The organism is Rhizobium sp. 62_C5_N11_2 (assembly GCF_051811185.1).
Lineage (GTDB): Bacteria > Pseudomonadota > Alphaproteobacteria > Rhizobiales > Rhizobiaceae > Rhizobium > Rhizobium leguminosarum.
The window spans coordinates 238,400-257,743 of record NZ_JBPWPW010000001.1 but is presented as its reverse complement, the minus strand read 5'-3'; the positions used below and the strand labels follow the sequence as shown (position 1 = coordinate 257,743).

The 19,344-nt window shown below is 60.8% G+C and carries 20 protein-coding genes and 2 tRNA genes; 7 read left to right on the top strand and 15 right to left on the bottom strand.

The window, feature by feature from the left end:
• The first annotated feature begins 61 nt into the window (after window positions 1-61).
• Genes AB8B31_RS01345 through AB8B31_RS01335 form a run of 3 tightly spaced genes read left to right on the top strand, consistent with a single transcriptional unit; the run spans window position 62 to window position 3,502 of the window.
• The gene (locus AB8B31_RS01345) at window positions 62-1,777 is read left to right on the top strand and encodes a type I secretion system permease/ATPase (protein ID WP_028731523.1); all 1,716 of its coding nucleotides are present in this window, start codon (window positions 62-64) and stop codon (window positions 1,775-1,777) included.
• A gap of 14 nt (window positions 1,778-1,791) precedes the next feature.
• A complete protein-coding gene (locus AB8B31_RS01340) occupies window positions 1,792-3,216 on the top strand; it encodes an HlyD family type I secretion periplasmic adaptor subunit (protein WP_018447593.1) in 1,425 nt (474 codons plus the stop codon).
• Between the two features lie 7 nt (window positions 3,217-3,223).
• The gene (locus AB8B31_RS01335) at window positions 3,224-3,502 is read left to right on the top strand and encodes an IS3 family transposase (RefSeq protein WP_018244711.1); all 279 of its coding nucleotides are present in this window, start codon (window positions 3,224-3,226) and stop codon (window positions 3,500-3,502) included.
• A 991-nt stretch (window positions 3,503-4,493) separates the two neighbouring features.
• Here the strand turns inward: AB8B31_RS01335 and AB8B31_RS01330 are convergent.
• The 10 genes from AB8B31_RS01330 to AB8B31_RS01285 all read right to left on the bottom strand — a co-directional run bounded on the left by AB8B31_RS01330 (window position 4,494) and on the right by AB8B31_RS01285 (window position 10,716).
• A tRNA-Phe gene (locus AB8B31_RS01330) sits at window positions 4,494-4,569 on the bottom strand.
• A 282-nt stretch (window positions 4,570-4,851) separates the two neighbouring features.
• Entirely contained in the window at window positions 4,852-5,064 is a 213-nt protein-coding gene (gene yacG / locus AB8B31_RS01325; protein WP_018244709.1) for a DNA gyrase inhibitor YacG, read from the bottom strand.
• 131 nt (window positions 5,065-5,195) lie between these two features.
• Window positions 5,196-5,816 carry a Maf-like protein gene (locus AB8B31_RS01320; protein ID WP_012755992.1) on the bottom strand — a complete coding sequence of 207 codons (621 nt, stop codon included), beginning with the start codon at window positions 5,814-5,816 and terminating at the stop codon, window positions 5,196-5,198.
• 57 nt (window positions 5,817-5,873) lie between these two features.
• Window positions 5,874-6,092, bottom strand: a complete 219-nt coding sequence (gene infA / locus AB8B31_RS01315; RefSeq protein WP_003545338.1) for a translation initiation factor IF-1 — start codon at window positions 6,090-6,092, stop codon at window positions 5,874-5,876.
• A 123-nt stretch (window positions 6,093-6,215) separates the two neighbouring features.
• Entirely contained in the window at window positions 6,216-6,701 is a 486-nt protein-coding gene (locus AB8B31_RS01310) for a low molecular weight phosphatase family protein (RefSeq protein WP_439007341.1), read from the bottom strand.
• Entirely contained in the window at window positions 6,698-7,171 is a 474-nt protein-coding gene (locus AB8B31_RS01305) for a UPF0262 family protein (RefSeq protein WP_018244707.1), read from the bottom strand. Before AB8B31_RS01305 ends, AB8B31_RS01310 begins: the two co-directional genes overlap by 4 nt.
• A 6-nt stretch (window positions 7,172-7,177) precedes the next feature.
• Entirely contained in the window at window positions 7,178-8,476 is a 1,299-nt protein-coding gene (gene hisD / locus AB8B31_RS01300; protein ID WP_028731525.1) for a histidinol dehydrogenase, read from the bottom strand.
• A gap of 56 nt (window positions 8,477-8,532) precedes the next feature.
• Window positions 8,533-8,964: a DUF2948 family protein gene (locus AB8B31_RS01295; RefSeq protein ID WP_018447596.1), complete on the bottom strand. Its 432-nt coding sequence runs from the start codon at window positions 8,962-8,964 to the stop codon at window positions 8,533-8,535.
• A 157-nt stretch (window positions 8,965-9,121) separates the two neighbouring features.
• Window positions 9,122-10,414, bottom strand: a complete 1,293-nt coding sequence (murA, locus tag AB8B31_RS01290) for a UDP-N-acetylglucosamine 1-carboxyvinyltransferase (protein WP_028731526.1) — start codon at window positions 10,412-10,414, stop codon at window positions 9,122-9,124.
• A gap of 107 nt (window positions 10,415-10,521) precedes the next feature.
• Window positions 10,522-10,716: a hypothetical protein gene (locus AB8B31_RS01285; protein WP_028731527.1), complete on the bottom strand. Its 195-nt coding sequence runs from the start codon at window positions 10,714-10,716 to the stop codon at window positions 10,522-10,524.
• Between the two features lie 152 nt (window positions 10,717-10,868).
• On the opposite strand from AB8B31_RS01285, the gene AB8B31_RS01280 reads away from it, so the two are divergent.
• Together AB8B31_RS01280 and AB8B31_RS01275 are read left to right on the top strand one after the other, a co-directional pair.
• Window positions 10,869-10,943: transfer RNA gene (locus AB8B31_RS01280), tRNA-Thr, on the top strand.
• Between the two features lie 257 nt (window positions 10,944-11,200).
• Complete coding sequence (locus AB8B31_RS01275; RefSeq protein ID WP_018244702.1) at window positions 11,201-11,443, top strand: DUF982 domain-containing protein; 243 nt, start codon at window positions 11,201-11,203, stop codon at window positions 11,441-11,443.
• A gap of 291 nt (window positions 11,444-11,734) precedes the next feature.
• Here AB8B31_RS01275 and AB8B31_RS01270 read toward each other — a convergent pair whose 3' ends face one another.
• Window positions 11,735-11,995 (bottom strand): hypothetical protein, encoded by a 261-nt coding sequence (locus tag AB8B31_RS01270; RefSeq protein ID WP_018244701.1) that lies wholly within the window; start codon window positions 11,993-11,995, stop codon window positions 11,735-11,737.
• Between the two features lie 116 nt (window positions 11,996-12,111).
• A complete protein-coding gene (locus tag AB8B31_RS01265; RefSeq protein WP_028731528.1) occupies window positions 12,112-12,372 on the bottom strand; it encodes a BON domain-containing protein in 261 nt (86 codons plus the stop codon).
• Window positions 12,373-12,551: 179 nt separating this feature from the next.
• Between AB8B31_RS01265 and AB8B31_RS01260 the strand changes: the two genes are divergently transcribed.
• Together AB8B31_RS01260 and AB8B31_RS01255 are read left to right on the top strand one after the other, a co-directional pair.
• The gene (locus AB8B31_RS01260) at window positions 12,552-12,818 is read left to right on the top strand and encodes a membrane protein (RefSeq protein ID WP_028731529.1); all 267 of its coding nucleotides are present in this window, start codon (window positions 12,552-12,554) and stop codon (window positions 12,816-12,818) included.
• A gap of 107 nt (window positions 12,819-12,925) precedes the next feature.
• Entirely contained in the window at window positions 12,926-14,986 is a 2,061-nt protein-coding gene (locus AB8B31_RS01255; protein WP_028731530.1) for an ATP-dependent helicase, read from the top strand.
• Between the two features lie 11 nt (window positions 14,987-14,997).
• Here the strand turns inward: AB8B31_RS01255 and AB8B31_RS01250 are convergent, their stop codons facing one another.
• The 3 genes from AB8B31_RS01250 to galE all read right to left on the bottom strand — a co-directional run bounded on the left by AB8B31_RS01250 (window position 14,998) and on the right by galE (window position 19,236).
• Entirely contained in the window at window positions 14,998-16,050 is a 1,053-nt protein-coding gene (locus AB8B31_RS01250) for an enoyl-CoA hydratase/isomerase family protein (RefSeq protein WP_028731531.1), read from the bottom strand.
• Window positions 16,051-16,131: 81 nt separating this feature from the next.
• Complete coding sequence (locus AB8B31_RS01245; RefSeq protein ID WP_115157052.1) at window positions 16,132-18,093, bottom strand: putative bifunctional diguanylate cyclase/phosphodiesterase; 1,962 nt, start codon at window positions 18,091-18,093, stop codon at window positions 16,132-16,134.
• Between the two features lie 108 nt (window positions 18,094-18,201).
• On the bottom strand, window positions 18,202-19,236 hold the full coding sequence (gene galE / locus AB8B31_RS01240; protein ID WP_028731532.1) for a UDP-glucose 4-epimerase GalE: 1,035 nt from the start codon (window positions 19,234-19,236) through the stop codon (window positions 18,202-18,204).
• Between the last annotated feature and the right edge of the window lie 108 nt (window positions 19,237-19,344).

Below are 19,344 nucleotides of genomic sequence, written 5' to 3'. Positions count from 1 at the left end.
TGAATTGCTGAACCAGCACGCAGTCTTTTCTCGTCAGTATCAAATCCAGCGAGAGCTGATAATGACAACGATTTCCATAAAGCCATTGCGCCCGCAGACACAGCTCGTTGTCGCGCTCCGAGCCTGTGCCGGAGCCTTCGGGTTGGTCTTCCTCTATAGCTGCGGCTACAATCTCTTTCTTCTGGCGCCGTCCATCTATCTTCTGCAGATCTATGACAGGGTCCTGTCGAGCAGAAGCGCCGACACGCTCCTGATGCTGACGATGATCATCGCCATCGCCGTGCTGGTCGGGTCCACGCTGGATATCGTGCGCAGGGCAGCTCTTTCGCGCATCGGCAGCTGGCTGGACCACAGGCTGCGGCCCCTGGTGCTGACCGCATCATTCGAATATGCCACTCGCGCCGATACGGGAGCCGCCACGGAGTGCTACAGGGACCTGGCCGCATTACGCCAGTTTCTCGATTCACCGGCCAGCTCGCTTTTTTTTGACGTTCCCTGGGCGCCGGTCTTCCTGCTCCTGCTCTTTCTCGTTCATCCGCTGCTTGGGACCATCGGTCTTCTGAGCGCCGTTGCACTTCTGCTGTTTGCGTTCCTGACGGAACTGGCGACGCGAGAGCCGCTTGCCCACGCCAATCTTGCCCTTTCGATGAGCTATCTCAGATTTGCGACCGCCCTCAAAAACATCGAGGTCATCAGGGCAATGGGCATGCAGGATGGCGCAGCGCAGATCGTCTATCGCGATGCAGAAATGGCCAGAAGGGCGCAGGACATCGCGATGCATCGCACGGAGATCATTATTGGTTTCTCCAAATCGATCCGCACGCTCGCGCAGATCCTCATGATGGGATCGGCGACATGGCTGGTGCTCATAAACAGCGGCAGTCCCGGGATCATCTTCGTTGCGAGCCTGCTGCTCGGGCGCGGGCTTGCACCAATCGAGGGGGCAATAGGTGCATGGCGCTCCTTTACGTTTGCGCGCAATGCCTTCCGTCGCTTGAACAGAATGCTGATAGCAGTTGCATCGGAACGCGACGGCCGAATGGTGCCGATACCGGAACCCAACGGCCTCGTTCTCGATAACGTCAGCTATATCAAGCCATTCGCCGATCGGCCGATATTGACAGGCATCACATTGCGCCTCGCGCCCGGCGATTGCATAGCGCTCATCGGTCCGTCGGGATCAGGGAAATCGACACTGGGTCGCGTCATAGCAGGCGTTGTGCAAGCTACGAGCGGATGTGCTCTTCTCGGCGGGGTAGATATCTCGGCTCTGCGCCTTTGCGGGGGGACTCGCCACGTCGGATATCTGCCGCAAGACATCGAACTTTTCGGAGGAGCGATCAAGGATGTGATCGGCCGGCTGGACGGAGGAGATCCCGGCAAAGCGATCGATGCCGCGAAGCTGGTTGGGTTGCACGACGCGATCATGCGGCTGCCCCAGGGCTACGAGACCGATATCGGTGAAGGTGGAAACCTGCTCCTTCGAGCGCAGCGCCAACAGCTGGGACTGGCACGGGCGGCCTATGGAAATCCGTCTCTGATCGTTCTCGACGATCCGAATTCGAGCCTGGATTATGACGGCGAACGGATGCTGTTTGCGGCAATCGAGCGCATGAAATCCAGGGGGATGACCGTCGTGATCATAACTCACCGGATGGGGATCCTGCCAGTCACCAACAAGATTGCCATCATGCGTAACGGGACTGTGGCCGCCGTCGGCGACAGTGAGCGAATTTATGAAACTTATCTTCAACCACCGTCTCGAACAGGAACGTAGGGAGAAACGCCGCCATGACCCTTGTTCAACTGGACGCAACGCCGGCGAAATTTTCAAATTCGCCAAGGACGGGTCGGCGGTTGGCCAAGCAACAGACGGCCTATTTGCCGGTGATCGAGGCGAAACAACGCGGACCCGCGCCCTCCTCGCCCATGCCGGGGCTCAGAGGCGTTGTCTGGACGGGCAACCTGTTGATCCTGGTCTTCATCGTCGGATTGGGGATCTGGTCGGTTCTGGCGCCGCTGAAAAGCGCTGCGGTCGCATCGGGCGTCATCGAACCGGAATCCAGCCGCAAGACCATTCAGCATCTGGAAGGCGGGATCGTGCGACGGATCCTCGTCAAAAACGGCGATGCTGTCATGGCCGGGCAAATCGTCATCGAGATCGACGATACGAAGTCTCGCTCGGAGCGCGACAGCATTCAAGGGCAACTTTGGGAGGCGGAAGGAAGCCGCGCTCGCCTGCTTGCGGAGCAGACGGGCGGCGACCATGTCGCCTATCCTGGGAATCTCAGGGCAGCAATGGCCAAATATCCCTTGGTCGGCGCGATTCTGATTGGGCAACAGAAAATTTTCGAAGCCCGTCGCCGGGTCATGCAGGCGGAAATTCAGATCGCCAATGAAAAAATCGCGCAGGTGCGGCAGGAAATTGTCGGACTTGGCGCGCAGAAGGCGGCGCTGGCCGACAGAGCCGCGATCTCTCGGCAGGAACTGGATCAGGTTACGACCCTTAACGCCAAAGGGCTGGAAACAAAAAGCAGGCTTCTCAACCTCCAGCGGGAAAGGGCAGACCTTGATGGCCAGCAGGGTGAAGTGGAGGCGCAGATCTCCCGCGCCTACCAGGTGATCAGCGGGTCACAGGCCGATCTCGCAAAGCTTGAGAGCGACCGGTTGAGCGAAGTCGCACAAGGCATGCGCGAGACGGAAAGCCGGATCATGCAACTGCGCGAGCGCTTGCGGGCGATCGACGACCAGCTTTCAAGGACCTATATCCGCGCTCCCGAAGATGGAACCATCATGAACCTGCGCGTCCACACCGCTGGTGGGGTGATCGGCGCGGGTGAACCGCTGGTCGATCTTCTGCCAGGCGCCGATCGCCTTGTCGTGTCTGCCCACGTCAGGCCGGAAGACATCAATCTCGTCCATGCGGGGCTCGAGGCACAGGTTCACCTCCTTCCATACAATCAGCGGCGCGTTCCACTCCTGAAAGGCCGGGTCGAGTATGTTTCAGCGGACCGTCTCATCGATACGCAGAACGGCCAGCCCTACTTTGCCGCGACGATCCGTGTAACGGACGAGCGGCTGGCGAAAATGAGAGATGTCGAACTGGTCGCGGGCATGCCCGCACAGACACTAATCGAAACGGGCGAAAGCAGCGTGGCGCTCTATGCCATCAGACCACTCCTCGACAGTTTCAACAGAGCATTTCGCGAGGACTGAGGCGGTGATGGGCAAGAGAAAATTCGACGACAACCAGATTACCGGTATTCTGAAGGAGCACCAAGCCGGGGTGACGGTGGCAGATGTTTGCCACAGGTACGGCATCAGCGAGCCGACCTTTTATCGGTGGCAATCCTTGCAGTCCGGAAATGTCGGTCTCCATGCCAAAAGATTGAGAGCACTGGAGGAAGAGAACCAGAAGCTCAAGAAGCTTTTGGCCGAATCCATGCTCTCGGCGGCAACACTGAGCGAGATGCTGGCGAAGACATCGAAAGGGCGACACTAACCGCTAAACAGAGGGGTTTGTGTTGGCCGCCTTCAGGCCCTGTACCAACGCGACTGGGGTCTACCTGTTGCCGTCGTCTACGGTCAGGTGATGCTAGAAGTTTGCATCGACAGCATAAATCGTCGGCGCACCGAAGCAAACCTACCGGCTTGGACTGCGCATAGCGGATCGATAATGGAATCGATGGAACGCAAAAACTGACTGGAACGACATCGCCATCCCGCCGCGCTCAGTTAGCCGAAGCGCTCGTCAACCCAGTGATGCGTGCCACGTAGGCCGTCGTTTAATACCAGCGTCCTCGGCCGTACCAGCCGCCGCCGCCTAGCAAAAGAAGTATCACAACGATTATGAGAAGGGTTGTGAGATCCATGTGCGTTCTCCTCGGGGACCACCACCATCTCGTTCGCGCCTGACGGGCGTTGCTCATGGTGAGACTCCCTTGCTTACAACGGCAATGACCGGGATTGGTTCCATTCGATGACCCTACCCGGCCGGCGACGACCTGGGCGGAGTTTAAAAGAAGGATGCAACATTGGGCCGGGAGGGCACACTCAATCTCCACAGCCCCTCCGCCAGCGTACCGGCCGCAGCAAGGACGGAAAGCTGCGAGGGGTGAACCCGGCAGCGCGTGGTATCAATGGCTATCTATCGCTTCGTGGCATCCGGCCACGGCTTGGCGATGACGAGGGCGCACCGTCAACCTGGTTCTGGCTGAGGCCTCAGACACACCCGTCGCAACCATTCTGCGCGAGATGGGCAAGGACTACGCAACGATCGCTGAGATGCTCGGGCAGAAGACCGAGGCCATGGCCAAGCACTATTCGCGTCTGGCTGACACATCCAAGAAGATGGCGAGACGGTCAGCGATCTCGATGCCGAGGTGAACAGACGAAAACGAAAAGCGTCTAGAAGACAAAAAATAGTGTCTAGACGCGGCCGGACCGCATTAACATAAGGAACTAAAACATGCGCAAAAGCAGTGATTTATGAGTGGTGCCCAGGACCGGAATCGAACCAGTGACACGCGGATTTTCAATCCGCTGCTCTACCAACTGAGCTACCTGGGCTAACCTGCTTCCGATGGTTCTTTTCAAGAAAAGAACCGCGGGGCCTTGGTTCACCCCGGAAGCGAGCGGGGTTATAGCATCTTGTTCGCCCATGGCAAGCGTCAAATGACTCTTTTTTGACAGTCTTGCCGGCTTTGCCGATTCATGAGGAAAAATAAGAGCTTCGCGGGCGGAATTCTCTGAAGAGCGTCGCGTCAAAGCGGACTCATATGACCCGCTTTAGATCTTTGATCGATGCATGTCTTTATCCCAAATCGCCGCGCACCGTTGGTGCGCCATGACCTAGCTTTCCTCATCGGGATAATCGGCCTTGGTCTCGTCGTCGGCAACCGGAATGGCGTAGGCGCCGGTCAGCCAGCGGGAGAGATCGGCCTCGCGGCAGCGGTTGCAGCAGAAGGGGTAATGTTCGCGGTGGGAAGGTTTGCCGCATTCGGGGCAAGGGCGCGTCTTGCGCAGCGGTTCGACCTTGGCGGCCGCTTTCTTCTCTTCAGGCATATCTGTCCGTCCTAAAGCATGTCGCGTAAAAGTGTGCAGCGGTTTTGCGACAACGACATGCGTAAAAACAAAGCCTTAAAGCGCGAGGGATCTGAAGGATCGTGACGCGCTTTAAGCATCGGCCGTCGGGCTCAGCCCTCGGGCCACCGGCTATGCACATCGAAGCCTTCGCCGGTCAAAAGCAGAATGGTTTCATAAAGCGGTAGGCCGACGACATTGGTGTAGGAGCCCACCATCTTCTGCACGAAGGTGCCGGCGAGGCCCTGGATGCCGTAGGCGCCTGCCTTGCCGCGCCACTGGCCGGAGGCCAGGTAGTTCTCGATCTCGAAGCCGGAGAGACGCTTGAAGCGTACCTTGGTCTCGACGATCTTCTGACGGATCTTGCGATCCGGCGTCACCAGGCAAACGCCGGTGTAGACCATATGGTTGCGTCCCGAGAGGAGATGCAGCGAACTCAACGCCTCGTCGGCGAACTCAGCCTTGCCGAGAATGCGCCGGCCAACGGCGACCACCGTATCGGCAGACAGGATATAGCTGCCCTTCCAGGTGATATCGCCCTTGATGGCGGCAAGGGCAGCTTCCGCCTTCTCAGCCGAAAGCCTGCGGGCGAGCGAACGCGGATGCTCCGACTTCTTCGGCGCCTCGTCGATATCCATCGGCATCAGGCGCGAGGGCTCGATACCGGCCTGGTTGAGCAGGTCGACGCGCCGGGGCGAGCCTGAGGCCAGAATGAGCTTGTATTTCAGCGCCATGGAACCTCGACCATCGGCAGACGGGAGCAAAAACCCTTGCAGGACCTTCGGGCGAACTTACTTGAAACGGTAGGTAATCCGGCCCTTGGTCAAATCGTAGGGCGTCATTTCCACAAGCACCTTGTCGCCGGCGAGAACGCGGATGCGGTTCTTGCGCATGCGGCCGGCGGTGTGGGCGATGATCTCGTGTTCGTTTTCGAGCTTCACGCGGAACGTCGCATTCGGCAGAAGTTCGGTGACGATTCCCGGGAATTCGAGGACTTCTTCTTTAGGCATATAAGTGTTTTCTTCCTGTGGGTTGAATAGGCAGCGCAGCGCGCGCCTTTAAAATTTGGGCGGAAACTACACAATCAACGCAGGTTTGTGAACCTTGTTGAACGGCCTTTCCTTTATTTGTTTTCATGCCGATTGCGCAGCAATGCCATTTCGTTTGAGTAGCCGGCTTTCGATGAGGCCGGCCAGATGATCGCGGACCTCGCGGTAGCTCTCCAGAATCTGCTCACGCGTTCCGATTGCAACCGTCGGATCCATCGTCGGCCAGTAGACGACATCGACCGCATTCGACCGGGTCAGCTCAAGTGCCGCATGATGGGCCTGCGGCGACAGCGTGATGATCAGATCGAAGTAATCATCCTCGAGCTCTTCCAGCGTCTGCGGCTGGCGGCGCCCGAGGGAAAGGCCGATCTCGTCGAGCACGACATCCACGAAGGGATCGCGCTCGCCGGCGCGAACGCCGGCGGACCTGATATAGGTATTGGCCGGCAGAATGCTACGGGCGATCGCTTCGGCTATCGGCGAGCGGATGGCATTCATCCCGCACATGAAGAGGATGGCGCCCGGCCTCTTTCCCTCCTCGACGTCGACGGGCCGCTCCATTGCCATCATCCGCGCCAGTAGAGCACGCAGACCAGCGTGAAGAGGCGCCGGGCGGTGTCGAAATCGACCTCTATCTTACCGGCCAGCCTATCCTTCAGCGTCTGCGAGCCTTCATTGTGGATGCCGCGCCGGCCCATGTCGATCGCCTCGATGCGGCTTGGCGTCGACGAACGGATCGCTTCGTAATAGCTCTCGCAGATCATGAAGTAATCCTTGACGATCCGCCGGAAGGGCGTGAGCGACAGGATATGGGTGGCGACACCGCCACCCTCGTCGGTGGTGATGGCAAAAACCAGCTTCGAATCGACCAGCGAGATGTTCAGCCGGTAAGGTCCGCCGACATGGCCGAGCGGCTCGAAACTATTCTCCTCGATCAGATCGAAGATGGCGACGGCGCGTTCATGCTCGACATCGGGCGTCGAACGGCCGATCGTATCGTCAAGGACGACGTCGCAAAGCCGGAATTCGCCCTTCGCCATGCGCCCTCACCTTTCGAGGTTGAGGCGGATCGCGACCGATCGCGCATGGGCATCGAGGCCTTCGGAAACGGCAAGGGCGATCGCCGCCGGGCCGAGGGTGCGCAGCTGCTGCGGGCCGAGGCGCAGGATCGAGGTGCGCTTGACGAAATCGAGCACCGAAAGACCGGACGAGAAGCGCGCCGAACGCGCCGTCGGCAGCACATGGTTCGAACCGCCAACATAATCGCCGATCACTTCAGGCGTATGGGCGCCGATGAAGATCGCGCCGGCATTGCGGATGCCGTCGAGCAGCCGGTCCGGATCGACGACGGCGAGCTCCAAATGCTCGGCAGCGATGCGGTTTGCCAGCGGTATGGCCTGTTTCAGATCGGAAACGAGGATGACAGCGCCGAAATCGCGCCAGCTTGCTGCCGCCGTCTCAGCCCGGTTCAACGTCTTCAGCTGGCGTTCGACCGCCTGCTCCACCGCCTTGCCGAATGCTGCATCGTCGGTGATCAGGATCGCCTGGGAACTGACGTCGTGCTCGGCCTGCGCCAGGAGGTCGGCGGCGATCCAATCCGGATTGTTGTCCTTGTCTGCAATGACAAGCACTTCAGAGGGGCCGGCGATCATATCGATGCCGACGGTGCCGAAGACATGGCGCTTGGCAGCAGCGACATAGGCATTGCCGGGGCCGGTGATCTTGGCGACCGGGGCGATCGTCTCGGTGCCATAGGCAAGAGCCGCGATCGCCTGGGCGCCGCCGACACGGTAAATCTCGGTGACACCGACAAGCTTGGCGGCGGCAAGCACCGCTGGATTGACGGCGCCGCCAGTGGCAGGAACGGCGATGACGATGCGATCGACGCCGGCGACCTTGGCCGGCACGGCATTCATCAGCACCGAGCTCGGATAGCTCGCGGTGCCGCCCGGAACATAGAGCCCAACCGCTTCGATCGCCGTCCAGCGCGAGCCGAGACCGACACCGAGGTCGTCCTCGTAGATATCGTCCTTCGGCAGCTGCCGGCGATGATGGGATTCGATGCGGAGCGCCGCGAGCTTCAGCGCGCCCAGCACTTCCGAAGGCACCGCCTCGACAGCAGCGTCGATTTCCTCTGATGTGACGCGCATCGGGACGGTGGCGAAATCGATGCCGTCGAATTTCAGCGAATATTCGGCAAGCGCGACATCGCCACGGGCGCGCACGTCATCAATGATGGCGCGAACGACGATGTTCACATCCTCGGAGACTTCACGCTTCGTCGTCAGAAAGGCGGCAAAATGCTGCTCGAAACCTTCCGATGCCTGATCCAGCCAGATAGCCAAGGCCGATATTCCTTCTCAACTCGAAACTGCGATGTTCAAACTCAAGGCGTCAAGCACTAGAGGTGGCGAGGCTTGGAAGACGCCTCCCAGGCGCCTCCGATATCGGCCAGCTGGACCTCGATGCATTCGACATCGAGCGCAATCGAAGCCGTGCCCGACAGCGACAGCTCGATCGTGCCCTCCGGCCCCTCGCCCTTCTTCTCGAAGCGCAACGCCAGCAGCGACAGCACCTCGTCCCGCTTTTGACGGTCGATGCCGAGCGAGCGGACGGCAAGCGCGCGCTTGAAGACCAGGGCAGCGCGGCGGCGCTCAAAACCCCTGCGCTTGCGCTCGGCACCTTCCCAGACGAAACGATTGGCGGCAAGCGCGAACTGCGCGTCGCGCGGCGACCAGTCGATGTCGCCGACCTTGAAGACGCTGTCCTGCATATGCGCGGAAATGATCGCAAGATCCTCGTCATCGAGCGCAACAAGTTTCAGGTCGGTCATTCAGTCTCAATCCCATTGCCGGCCGAGGCCGGGCACCGCCGGAATGGCGATGCGTCAGACAAGGGAAATAAGGCGCTGCGGCCAATTACGCAACCGGGATAAGGATCGCCATAGATCCGGATTCCGATTTAAGGAATTATGCTCCAGCGCCCGTTCCTCACTCGCTGATGCGCTCGACGATGGCGCCGCAGCGGGTCAGCTTCTCCTCGAGCCGCTCGAAACCGCGGTCGAGGTGATAGACGCGGGAGACCGTGGTTTCGCCCTCGGCGGCAAGGCCAGCGATGACCAGCGAGACGGAAGCGCGCAGATCGGTCGCCATGACGGGCGCGCCGCGCAGGCGTTGGACACCCTCGATCTTCGCCGTCTGGCCGGACAGCGAGATCCTGGCGCCGAGTCGGGCAAGCTCCTGCACATGCATGAAACGGTTTTCGAAGATGGTCTCGGTGACATGCGAGACGCCGGAAGAACGGGTCATCAGCGCCATGAACTGCGCCTGCAGATCGGTCGGGAAGCCCGGGAAAGGATCGGTGACGATATCGACCGGTCTGATGCCGGCGCCGTTGCGCTTGATGCGCATGCCGTTGTTGGTCGACGAGATTTCCGCGCCGGCACGGCGCAGCGTTTCCACTGCGGTTTCGAGCAGCGCCACATCGGTATTCTCGAGCACGACGTCACCGCCGGCCATGGCGACGGCCATGGCATAGGTGCCGGTCTCGATGCGATCCGGCAGGACGCGGTGGCGGGCGCCGGAGAGCGAGGTGACGCCTTCAATGGTGATCGTCGCCGTGCCGGCGCCTGTGATCTTGGCACCCATGGCGTTCAGGCAGTTGGCGAGATCGACGACCTCAGGCTCGCGGGCGGCATTGCCGATCACCGTCGTGCCGCGGGCAAGCGTCGCCGCCATCATCATCACATGGGTGGCGCCGACGGAGACCTTCGGGAAGGTGTAGCGCGCGCCGATCAGGCCGCCAGCCGGGGCCTTGGCGTTGATATAACCGGCATCGATCTCCATGCTCGCGCCGAGCGCCGTCAGGCCCTCGATGAAGAGATCAACGGGGCGCGTGCCGATGGCACAGCCGCCCGGCAGCGACACGCGGCAATGGCCTTCGCGCGCAAGCAAGGGGCCGATGACCCAGAAGGAGGCGCGCATCTTCGAAACCAGTTCATAAGATGCTGTGGTATCGACGATGGTGCGGCAGGTGAAATGGATCGTGCGTGAATAGGAATCTTCCTGGCGCTCGCGGCGGCCGTTGACGGCGACATCGACGCCGTGATTGCCGAGGATGCGCATCAGCAATTCGACATCGGCAAGATGCGGCACGTTTTCGAGCGTCAGCGTATCGCTGGTCAGAAGCGAGGCGATCATCAGCGGCAGTGCGGCATTCTTGGCGCCGGAAATCGGAATGATGCCATTCAGCTCATTACCGCCGACGATTCTGATACGATCCATGTGCGCTTACGGGCAGCGCCCGCCTTTCCTGAAAGTTCTGCCTTGGAATAAGGAGTGAGGTGTTTAGGGGATTTCTCGACACGCTTCAATTCGCGACGGACGGAACATTACGATTCGTCCATTTTTGCGGCGGGCAGCCCATTTGTTTCGTCGGCCTGGCCCGAACGGCGGGCGCGGACCTGCTGTTTGCGTCGCCCCAGATTTTCCCTGAGCTTGTCGGCGGCGCGCTCGCGGCGCAGTTTCGCCTGTGCCTCGATCGCCTCTTTGCGGCTCTGCTGGCCGGATTCGGTCTTTTCGTTCATGGGAACAGGATTAGCTGAATTCGCGCCGATCCAAAAGGCCCTTCGCCGCAATCGACGCGAAGTTGGAATTTGCAGCTTGCGCTGGCCGCCAAGCTGTGGCAATAGCCCCCCGTTCTCGCGATTGAGCCACCCGGCTCGCGCGGTCTGGTCTTGCTGCCGTAGCTCAGTGGTAGAGCACACCCTTGGTAAGGGTGAGGTCGGTGGTTCAATCCCACTCGGCAGCACCAGTTTTCTTGAAAAGACAGTCAATCTCGACTCCACCCTTCCCGGCGAAAACACCTTATAAGTTGGCGTTTCTCATCAGTTGGCGTCCATAGGCTTTCCTGTCATGGGTCGAGGCGAAACCATTCGTGGCGGCATCAGTGACGATCCGCCCATTTGCCGACGGTGAAAATCGCGCTAGAGTATTAGCTATCGCAGAGTCTCCCCGGAGGAACTGGGAGATGTTGCGCTCATTTCTGTCGAAAATCGTGGAGGAGCGTCGATGGCAACTGAAAGATGGAACAGCCCGGTCAAGGTTGGTTTCGAAAATGCCGATGCGCGAACGGTCAATGGTCCGTTCGATGCGCTGAAGTGCCTGGCGGATCTCTGGCCGAGTGTGCGCGGGCTTCGTTATATCAAGGCCCGCAGCACCTGCCGGGCAGCGCTCGACGGGCGCAAGAGCGTGGAAGAGGCGAGAGCCGAGTTTCTGGCGGCAGCCGAAGAGGCGAAGCTGAAGCTTCATTGAACTGGCGCATAATCCTTTCCGAAAATCGATTCCAATTTTCGGGGTTATGCGCTGCACTTCGGTCAGGATTTCCAGGCCGCTTCAGGTCGTTCGTAAACGGAACGTGCCGGAACGGGACAATGCTTTAATTTTACTTAACCCTGCATCGAACTCGCGCCGGGTTTTGGTGCAGCAGGCGTTGCGCCTGGTACAGGTGTATTCATAGAAGATGGCCAGCCATCATGATGATGGTTAGAGGCTCGTCACCTCTGCGGAAACGCAGGCGAGCCTCGTCCGAGCAAAGCGGATGTTTCAGCAGTCCGCGCCGCCCTCATTCTCCACTTCGACATAACCGACACCGATGATCGTGCCATCCGCCGCGCGGATGAAGGACGGCAAATACTGAGGATCTGCCGGCGTGCAGGCGACGGTCCCGGTATATTCGTTGAGGGCGATCTGGTCCTTCGGCAAAGCGGAATAATTCGTGCCGGTTTCCAGCGAGGCGTGGGCGGAGCCGGCAAAGACACCGCCTGTTATCAAGGTCATTGCAGAGATGCGAAGAAGCGACTGCATGGGGGTCTCCAGCGTTTAGGTCCGGCCTTTCAACACGTGGGAGGGTGTTTTGGTTCCCTTCATGCATCGCAAAGACATGAGCGCGCGAACCGGCGCGGCATCCCATTCTCAAGACTTCAGCGTCGCAGCAGGCGACCACGCACATAGCCTCGTCCGACGACGCCCTCAGCGATCTCGACCGCGCGCTCGACATCACCCCGCCGGCGCACGAAACCTTCCAGGATGACATAGTAGCCGGATATGCCGACGGTGATTTCGCCGGCTTCGAAATCGGCGGCCGCATGAAGGGCGCTCTCCACCGAGGCGCGCGTCGCGGCATCGCTGTGGCCCTGCGGGCCGGGCTCGTCATGCCCCGTGAATGCTGGAAAGCCGAGCACCGTGAACGTTTCCTGATGTTGGTTGATGTCTGTTAACGTCGCAGGTACGCATTTCGTTGCGTCCCCCGGAAAAGAAGAGCCTGCTCGACAGCGATACCTGCGCGGGCGGCATGGGCTACCCTTGGCGAAAGGTGCGGCGACTTCCATATCTGGCTGCAGTCGAAAGAGGGATGATGACGATGAAAGCGCTTCTGCCTGTCTTGTTTGCCGGGGCATTGCTTGCCGGCTGCTCCTCGGCCGATACGCCGGCGCTGGAACCCATTCCCGGCAGCATTACCTATGGCGGCCAGCCGCGAACGAAGCTCACCAAGTCGCCGGTCGGCAGCGCCGTCTACAACCAGTTCTACAACGGGACGGGACAGCGCGTGGAGGAAACCTATATCCTTCAGCCCGACCGCAGCCTGAAGCTGGTGCGGCGCGTAGTCGGTCCGGATTTCCCCGACTGAGATGTTGCTCGCGCGCCAGATCGCTTGACAGAGGCGGCAATCGCGAACATTCAAGGAACATCTAATCTTTCCCCAGTGATTCTGCGGGAGCCCGACCGGACGGCTGGATGTATCTCGAAAAGCTCAATCCGCAGCAGCGCATGGCCGTCGAGCACGGCACGCTCATCGACGGCAGCCATATTGCCGGGCCGCTGCTGGTCATTGCCGGCGCCGGCTCCGGCAAGACGAATACCTTGGCGCATCGGGTCGCCCATCTGATCGTCAAAGGCGCCGATCCCCGCCGCATCCTGCTGATGACCTTTTCGCGCCGGGCAGCCGCCGAGATGGCGCGGCGCGTCGAGCGCATCTGCCGCGATGTGCTTGGTGCGAATGCCGGCGTCATGGCGGATGCGCTTTCCTGGTCCGGCACCTTCCATGGCATCGGCGCGCGGCTGTTGCGCGATTATGCCCAGCAGATCGGCCTCGATGCCGATTTCACCATCCATGACCGCGAAGACAGCGCCGATCTGATGAACCTGATCCGGCACGACCTTGGTTTCTCGAAGACGGAAAGCCGCTTTCCCACAAAGGGCACCTGTCTTGCCATCTATTCCAGAGCGGTGAATTCGGAAACCGCGCTCGACCTCGTGCTACGCGACGTCTTTCCCTGGTGCGCGGCGTGGGAAAAACAGCTGCGCGAACTTTTCGCCAGCTATGTCGAGGCCAAGCAGAGCCAGAACGTGCTCGATTACGACGATCTGCTGCTCTACTGGGCGCAGATGGTCGGCGAGACTGTCATTGCCGAGGATATCGGCAGCCGCTTCGACCATGTGCTCGTTGATGAATATCAGGACACCAACCGGCTGCAGGCCTCGATCCTGCTGGCGCTGAAGCCCGGCGGCCAGGGGCTGACCGTCGTCGGTGACGATGCGCAGTCGATCTATTCCTTCCGCGCCGCGACGGTGCGCAATATCCTCGATTTTCCCGCCGCCTTCAGCCCGGCCGCCAATATCGTCACCCTCGACCGCAACTACCGCTCGACGCAGCCGATCCTCGCCGCCGCCAACGCCGTCATCGATCTCGCCTCGGAGCGCTTCACCAAGAACCTCTGGACCGAGCGGCAATCATCCGAGAGGCCGCGCCTCGTCACGGTGCGCGACGAGGCCGAGCAGGCGCGCTACGTCGCCGACATGGTGCTCGACAACCGCGAGGAAGGCCTCACGCTCAAGCAGCAGGCCGTGCTCTTCCGCGCCTCGCATCACAGCGGGCCGCTGGAGGTCGAGTTGACCCGGCGCAACATTCCCTTCGTCAAATTCGGCGGGCTGAAGTTTCTCGACAGCGCGCATGTGAAGGACATGCTGGCCGCCCTTCGCTTCGCGCAGAACCCGCGCGACCGGGTGGCCGGCTTCCGGCTGATGCAGATCCTGCCGGGCGTCGGGCCGTCGACGGCGCAGAAGACGCTCGACCAGATGGCCGAGGATGCCAGCCCGATTTCTGCTCTCGCTGCCATGCCGGCGCCGCCGCGTTCCGGCGAAGACTGGACAATGTTCGTCTCGATGCTGCAGGAGCTGAAGACCGGCAAGGCCGGCTGGCCGGCGGAAATCGGCCTGGCGCGGCAATGGTACGCGCCGCATCTGGAACGGCTGCACGAGGACGCAGCGACGCGGCAGGCCGACCTGTTACAGCTCGAGCAGATCGCCGGCGGTTATGCCTCGCGCGAGCGTTTCCTCACCGAGCTCACCCTCGACCCGCCCGATGCGACCAGCGACCAGGCGGGCGTGCCGCTTCTCGACGAAGACTATCTCATCCTGTCGACCATCCATTCCGCCAAGGGCCAGGAATGGACGAGGGTCTTCATGCTGAACGTCGTCGACGGATGCATACCGAGCGATCTCGCCGTCGGCACCACCGCCGAAATCGAAGAGGAACGCCGGCTGCTCTATGTCGCCATGACGCGCGCCCGGGATGGTCTCGACCTTGTCGTGCCGCAACGCTTCTTCACCTATGGTCAGAACTCGCAGGGCGACCGGCACGTCTATGCCTCACGCAGCCGCTTCATTCCTGCGACGCTGCTGCAGTTCTTCGAGGCCTGCAGCTGGCCACAGATGAAATCGCAGACCGTCGCCCAGCAGCAGGCGCGGCAGGTGCGCATCGATGTCGGCGCCCGCATGCGCGGCATGTGGCGATAACTGGATAGCGTTCAGAGTGAAAGCGGCGGTTCGGCCGGTTTCAGGAAATTCTCGACCGTTGATGCCTCCACGGCCTCGACTGACGCCGGCGACCATTGCGGATTGCGGTCCTTGTCGATGACGGCGGCGCGGATGCCCTCGAAAAAATCGGGATTATCAAGCATCTGCAGACAGGCGCCGAGTTCGCGGCCGAGACATTCGGCAAGCGAGGCGCTGCGGCGGCCGGCCCTGAGCAGCCGTAAAGCGAGCTTCAGGCTGGTCGGTGAACGCGTCAGCATCACCCGGCGTGTCTCGGCGGCAAATTCGCCTTCCTCCCCGGCAAGCGCTGCCAGGATTTCCTCGACGTTGTCGAAACGGAATGCGCGATCGATCATTGCTGCGTTCTGCCGCAGCCGGCTTTCTCCCTGAAGCTCCGAAAGCGCCTGCAGCACGGCATCCACGTCGCTGGATGAACTGCCGCGCGGCAGGCCCGAGAGAGCATCGATCACCTCACCCAATCGAGGCGACGCGATCTGGAGGTCGGCAAGCCCAGCGTGGATCGCGTCGGCAGCGCCGATATCGAGCCCTGTCAGGCCGAGCCATGTTCCGGCTTCGCCCGGCGCGCGCGGCAGCAGCCAGGTGGCGCCGACATCCGGGACATAGCCGATGCCGGTTTCGGGCATGGCAAGGCGCGTGCGCTCGGTGACGATGCGGTGGCGGCCGTGCGACGACAGGCCGACGCCGCCGCCCATGGTGATGCCGTCCATCAGCGCGACATAGGGTTTGGGGTAGGAGGCAATCATATGGTTGAGGCGGAATTCCTCGCGCCAGAAGCTTGCCGCCAGGCCATCGCCGGCGCGAGCACTCTCATGCAGGACGCGGATATCGCCGCCGGCACAGAAGCCGCGTTCGCCCTCTCCCCTCGCCACGACGCTCGCCACCTCGGGATCCCCGGCAAAAGCGTGAAGCGCCCCAGTGATCGCCCGGATCATCGGCAGCGTCAGGCTGTTCAACGCCCGCGGCCGGTTGAGCCGGATCACCCCCGCGGTCTCCCGCCGTTCAATGATGACTTCGCCGTCTTGCATGGTTCACCTCATCCTGTTGAACCATGAATAGACGACGATGTAGCTTCGCTCCAGTCGATTTAAGACCGGTCGAAGATTGGCTCAGGCAGACAGCGAATTGCGGGCGGAGGCTGCGGCCTCGCACCGGGCGGCGTAATCGATGGCAAGTTCCAGCGGCAGCGGCCGCGAGAAATGATAGCCCTGCGCCAGACGAACGCCCATTGCCTTCAATCCCTCGGCGATCTCTTCGCTTTCGACGCCTTCGGCGACGGAGGCAATGCCGAGATTCTGGCAGAGATTGGCGACCGAGCGGGTAATGTTCATGCAACGGGCGTCACGATCGAAATTCATCACGAAGGACTTGTCGATCTTCAGCTTGTCGAAGCCGAGACGATGAATGTGGCTGAGGCTCGAATAGCCGGTGCCGAAATCGTCAAGGGCAATCGAGATGCCGGCGGCGCGCAGCATTGTGATTACCTGGTCGGCGGTGTCGAAATCGGAGAGCAGTGCCGTCTCGGTGATCTCGAATTCGATGCGCCTGGGATCGATGCCGGAGCGGGTGATCATGGCAAGCAGCGCCATCGAGGTCTCGTGGTCGCAGATATCGCGCGCCGAGAGATTGAAAGACAGCCTGAGATGCCGTGGAATGATCGCCAGCGCTTCGAGCGCCTTGGCGAAGAGGATGCGAGTCATGCGGCCGATGACGGCCGTGCGCTCGGCAGCGGGAATAAAGGCTTCGGGACTGATCCGGCCGAAGCGGGCGCTGTCCCAGCGGGCGAGCGCCTCGTAAGCGACGACGCGGCCGCTCCTCAATTCGACGATCGGCTGATAGTCAAGTTTCAATTCCTTCGCGAAGTCGTTCGCCTGCAGCTCGAGTTCGATCAGGTGGCGCTGGGTCAGGATCTTCTCGTGCTCGGCCGAGAAGAATTCGACACCGCTGCTGCGCTTGCTCTTGACCTGATAGAGGGCGAAGTCTGCTTTCTCGTAGAGATCCTCGGCCGTGTACTCGCCGATATCGGGATAGACGATGCCGCAGGAACCGAAGACACGGACCGAGCCGTCGGGGATTTCGTAGGGATCGCGGACGGCAGCACAGAGCGCCTGACCAAGATCGGCGATCGCCTGGCGTGTCATCGAGCAGGGGAAGATGATACCGAACTCATCACCGCCGAGACGAGAGACGATGCCCTCTTCGCCGACCAGCGTGACGAAGCGGCGGGCCGTCTCCTTGAGCACGAGATCGCCGGCGGCATGGCCGAAGACGTCGTTGACAGGCTTGAAGCCATCGAGATCGAGAATGCCGAGGACGGGCGGCGTCGACGGATCCTTCTGCAGCCGTTTTTCCAGCGAGAGAAAGAAGCTGCGACGATTGGCAAGGCCGGTCAGTTGGTCATGCAGGGCGTTGCGGCTGTTGACGAGGTTCAGCTCCTCGGCTTCCGCCTGCTTCTGCTTCAGCTCCTCGGTCAATTGCACGAGACCGACGAAATTCTGGAAATAGCTGTTGATCACCCGGAGAAAGGGCAGGATCAGGAAGAGGCCGCTGACCGCAGTCGCGACGAAAACGGGATTGCCGGAGAACATGAAGGTCGCAACCATGGCCGAGAAGGTGATCACAGTGGTCAGCGCGGCCGCTATCGGCAGATGCATCAGGCAAAAGATGCAGGAAATGCCTGTCACGACAAGGAAATAGGCGATCTGACCCTGCTGGGAAGCGTCGCCATATTGGTAAAGCGCGATCGCCCAGCTGCCGAAAGCGACGGCAAGGATGGCGGCGCCTGATATAGTGATCTTCATCAGCCTGTAGGCCCGCTCGGCGGTCACGTCTTCCTTGCCCCTGATCTCCCACCAGCAGAGACGGAAGACGCAGACGACGCTCAAGGTGACGGGAATGTAGAGCGAGAGCCACAGGGGCGCGGATTTGAGGTGGGTGATCGCCACCGCAAGGGCGTTGATGATCAGCAGGACATAGAGAATGGGGATCTGCGACGACAGGGCCTGGAACTGCGCCAGCAGAAGCGTCGGATTGTCTTTTTGCAGCTGCAATGAGGCCAGAAAGTTCTTCATCTTCTCTTTTCCGTTGGCCAGAGCCAGCCAGAGAAAGCTTGATTTTTCCTTATTCACGTAACGGCATTGGGCCCCCGCAGACGCGGGGACCGTAAACAGGCTCCAGCATCAGAACGAAGCGGCGGCGAGTGCCCGGTGGATGCTTTGCAGGTCGTCGACGCTCTTGTTCGACAGGAACAGTTCCCAATCGAGCGAGCTCTGGACGATGGTTTCCAGCGAATCGTATCTGGGCTTCCAGTCGAGCACTTGCCGAGCGAGCGAAGCGTCTGCGACGACGCTTGCCGAATCGCCGACGCGCCGCGGCGCCATATGGATCTTGAAGGAATGCCCGTGCAGACGGGTGACCATGTTCAACACGTCGAGCACGGAATAGCCGCTGCCATAACCGCAATTGGCAACGAGCGAGCCCTTGCCTCTGCGCAGGTGCTGCAGCGCTTTCAGATGTGCATCCGTGAGATCGCTGACATGGATGTAGTCGCGCACGCCGGTGCCGTCATGGGTGGGATAATCGATGCCGTAGACATTGACGCTGTCGCGCCTGCCGAGTGCTGCCTCGCAGGCGACCTTGATGAGGTGCGTGGCGCCTGACGTCGACTGGCCAGCACGGTGGTGGGGGTCGGCGCCGGCGACATTGAAGTAGCGAAGCGCGACATAGTTGAAATCATAGGCGGCGGCGGCATCGCGCAGCATGAACTCGGTCATCAGCTTCGACTGACCGTAAGGATTTTCCGGATTGAGGGGGGCCGTCTCCTTCACCGGCAGGTCGGTCTTTTGCTGACCATAGACGGCCGCCGTCGAGGAGAAGACGAAGTTGCGGATGCCGGCCTTGACCGAAGCACTCAGAAGCGCCCGGGTCTTGCCGGAATTGTTGTCGTAATAAGAGAGCGGATCGGCGACCGAGACCGGGACGACGGCGGAGCCGGCGAAATGGATGATCGCCTCGATGTCGTTTTCAATAAAGACCTTTTTCAGGACATCGGGATCGGCAATATCGCCGAGATAAAAACGCGCCGCCGGCGCCACGGCCCAGCGAAAGCCCGTGGAGAGTCGATCGAGCACGACCACATCCTCGCCCGCATCGAGCAGCGCCCACACCATGTGACTGCCGATATATCCGGCGCCGCCCGTCACCAAAACCGCCATGTCCCGCATCCCTGCTTTCGTTTTTATAAGCAGGGGCATCAGGCGCCGGTTTTTCTTTCCAATTTTCTTATCGAATGGCCTTTCAAGGGGCTTTGAACGGGTATGTTT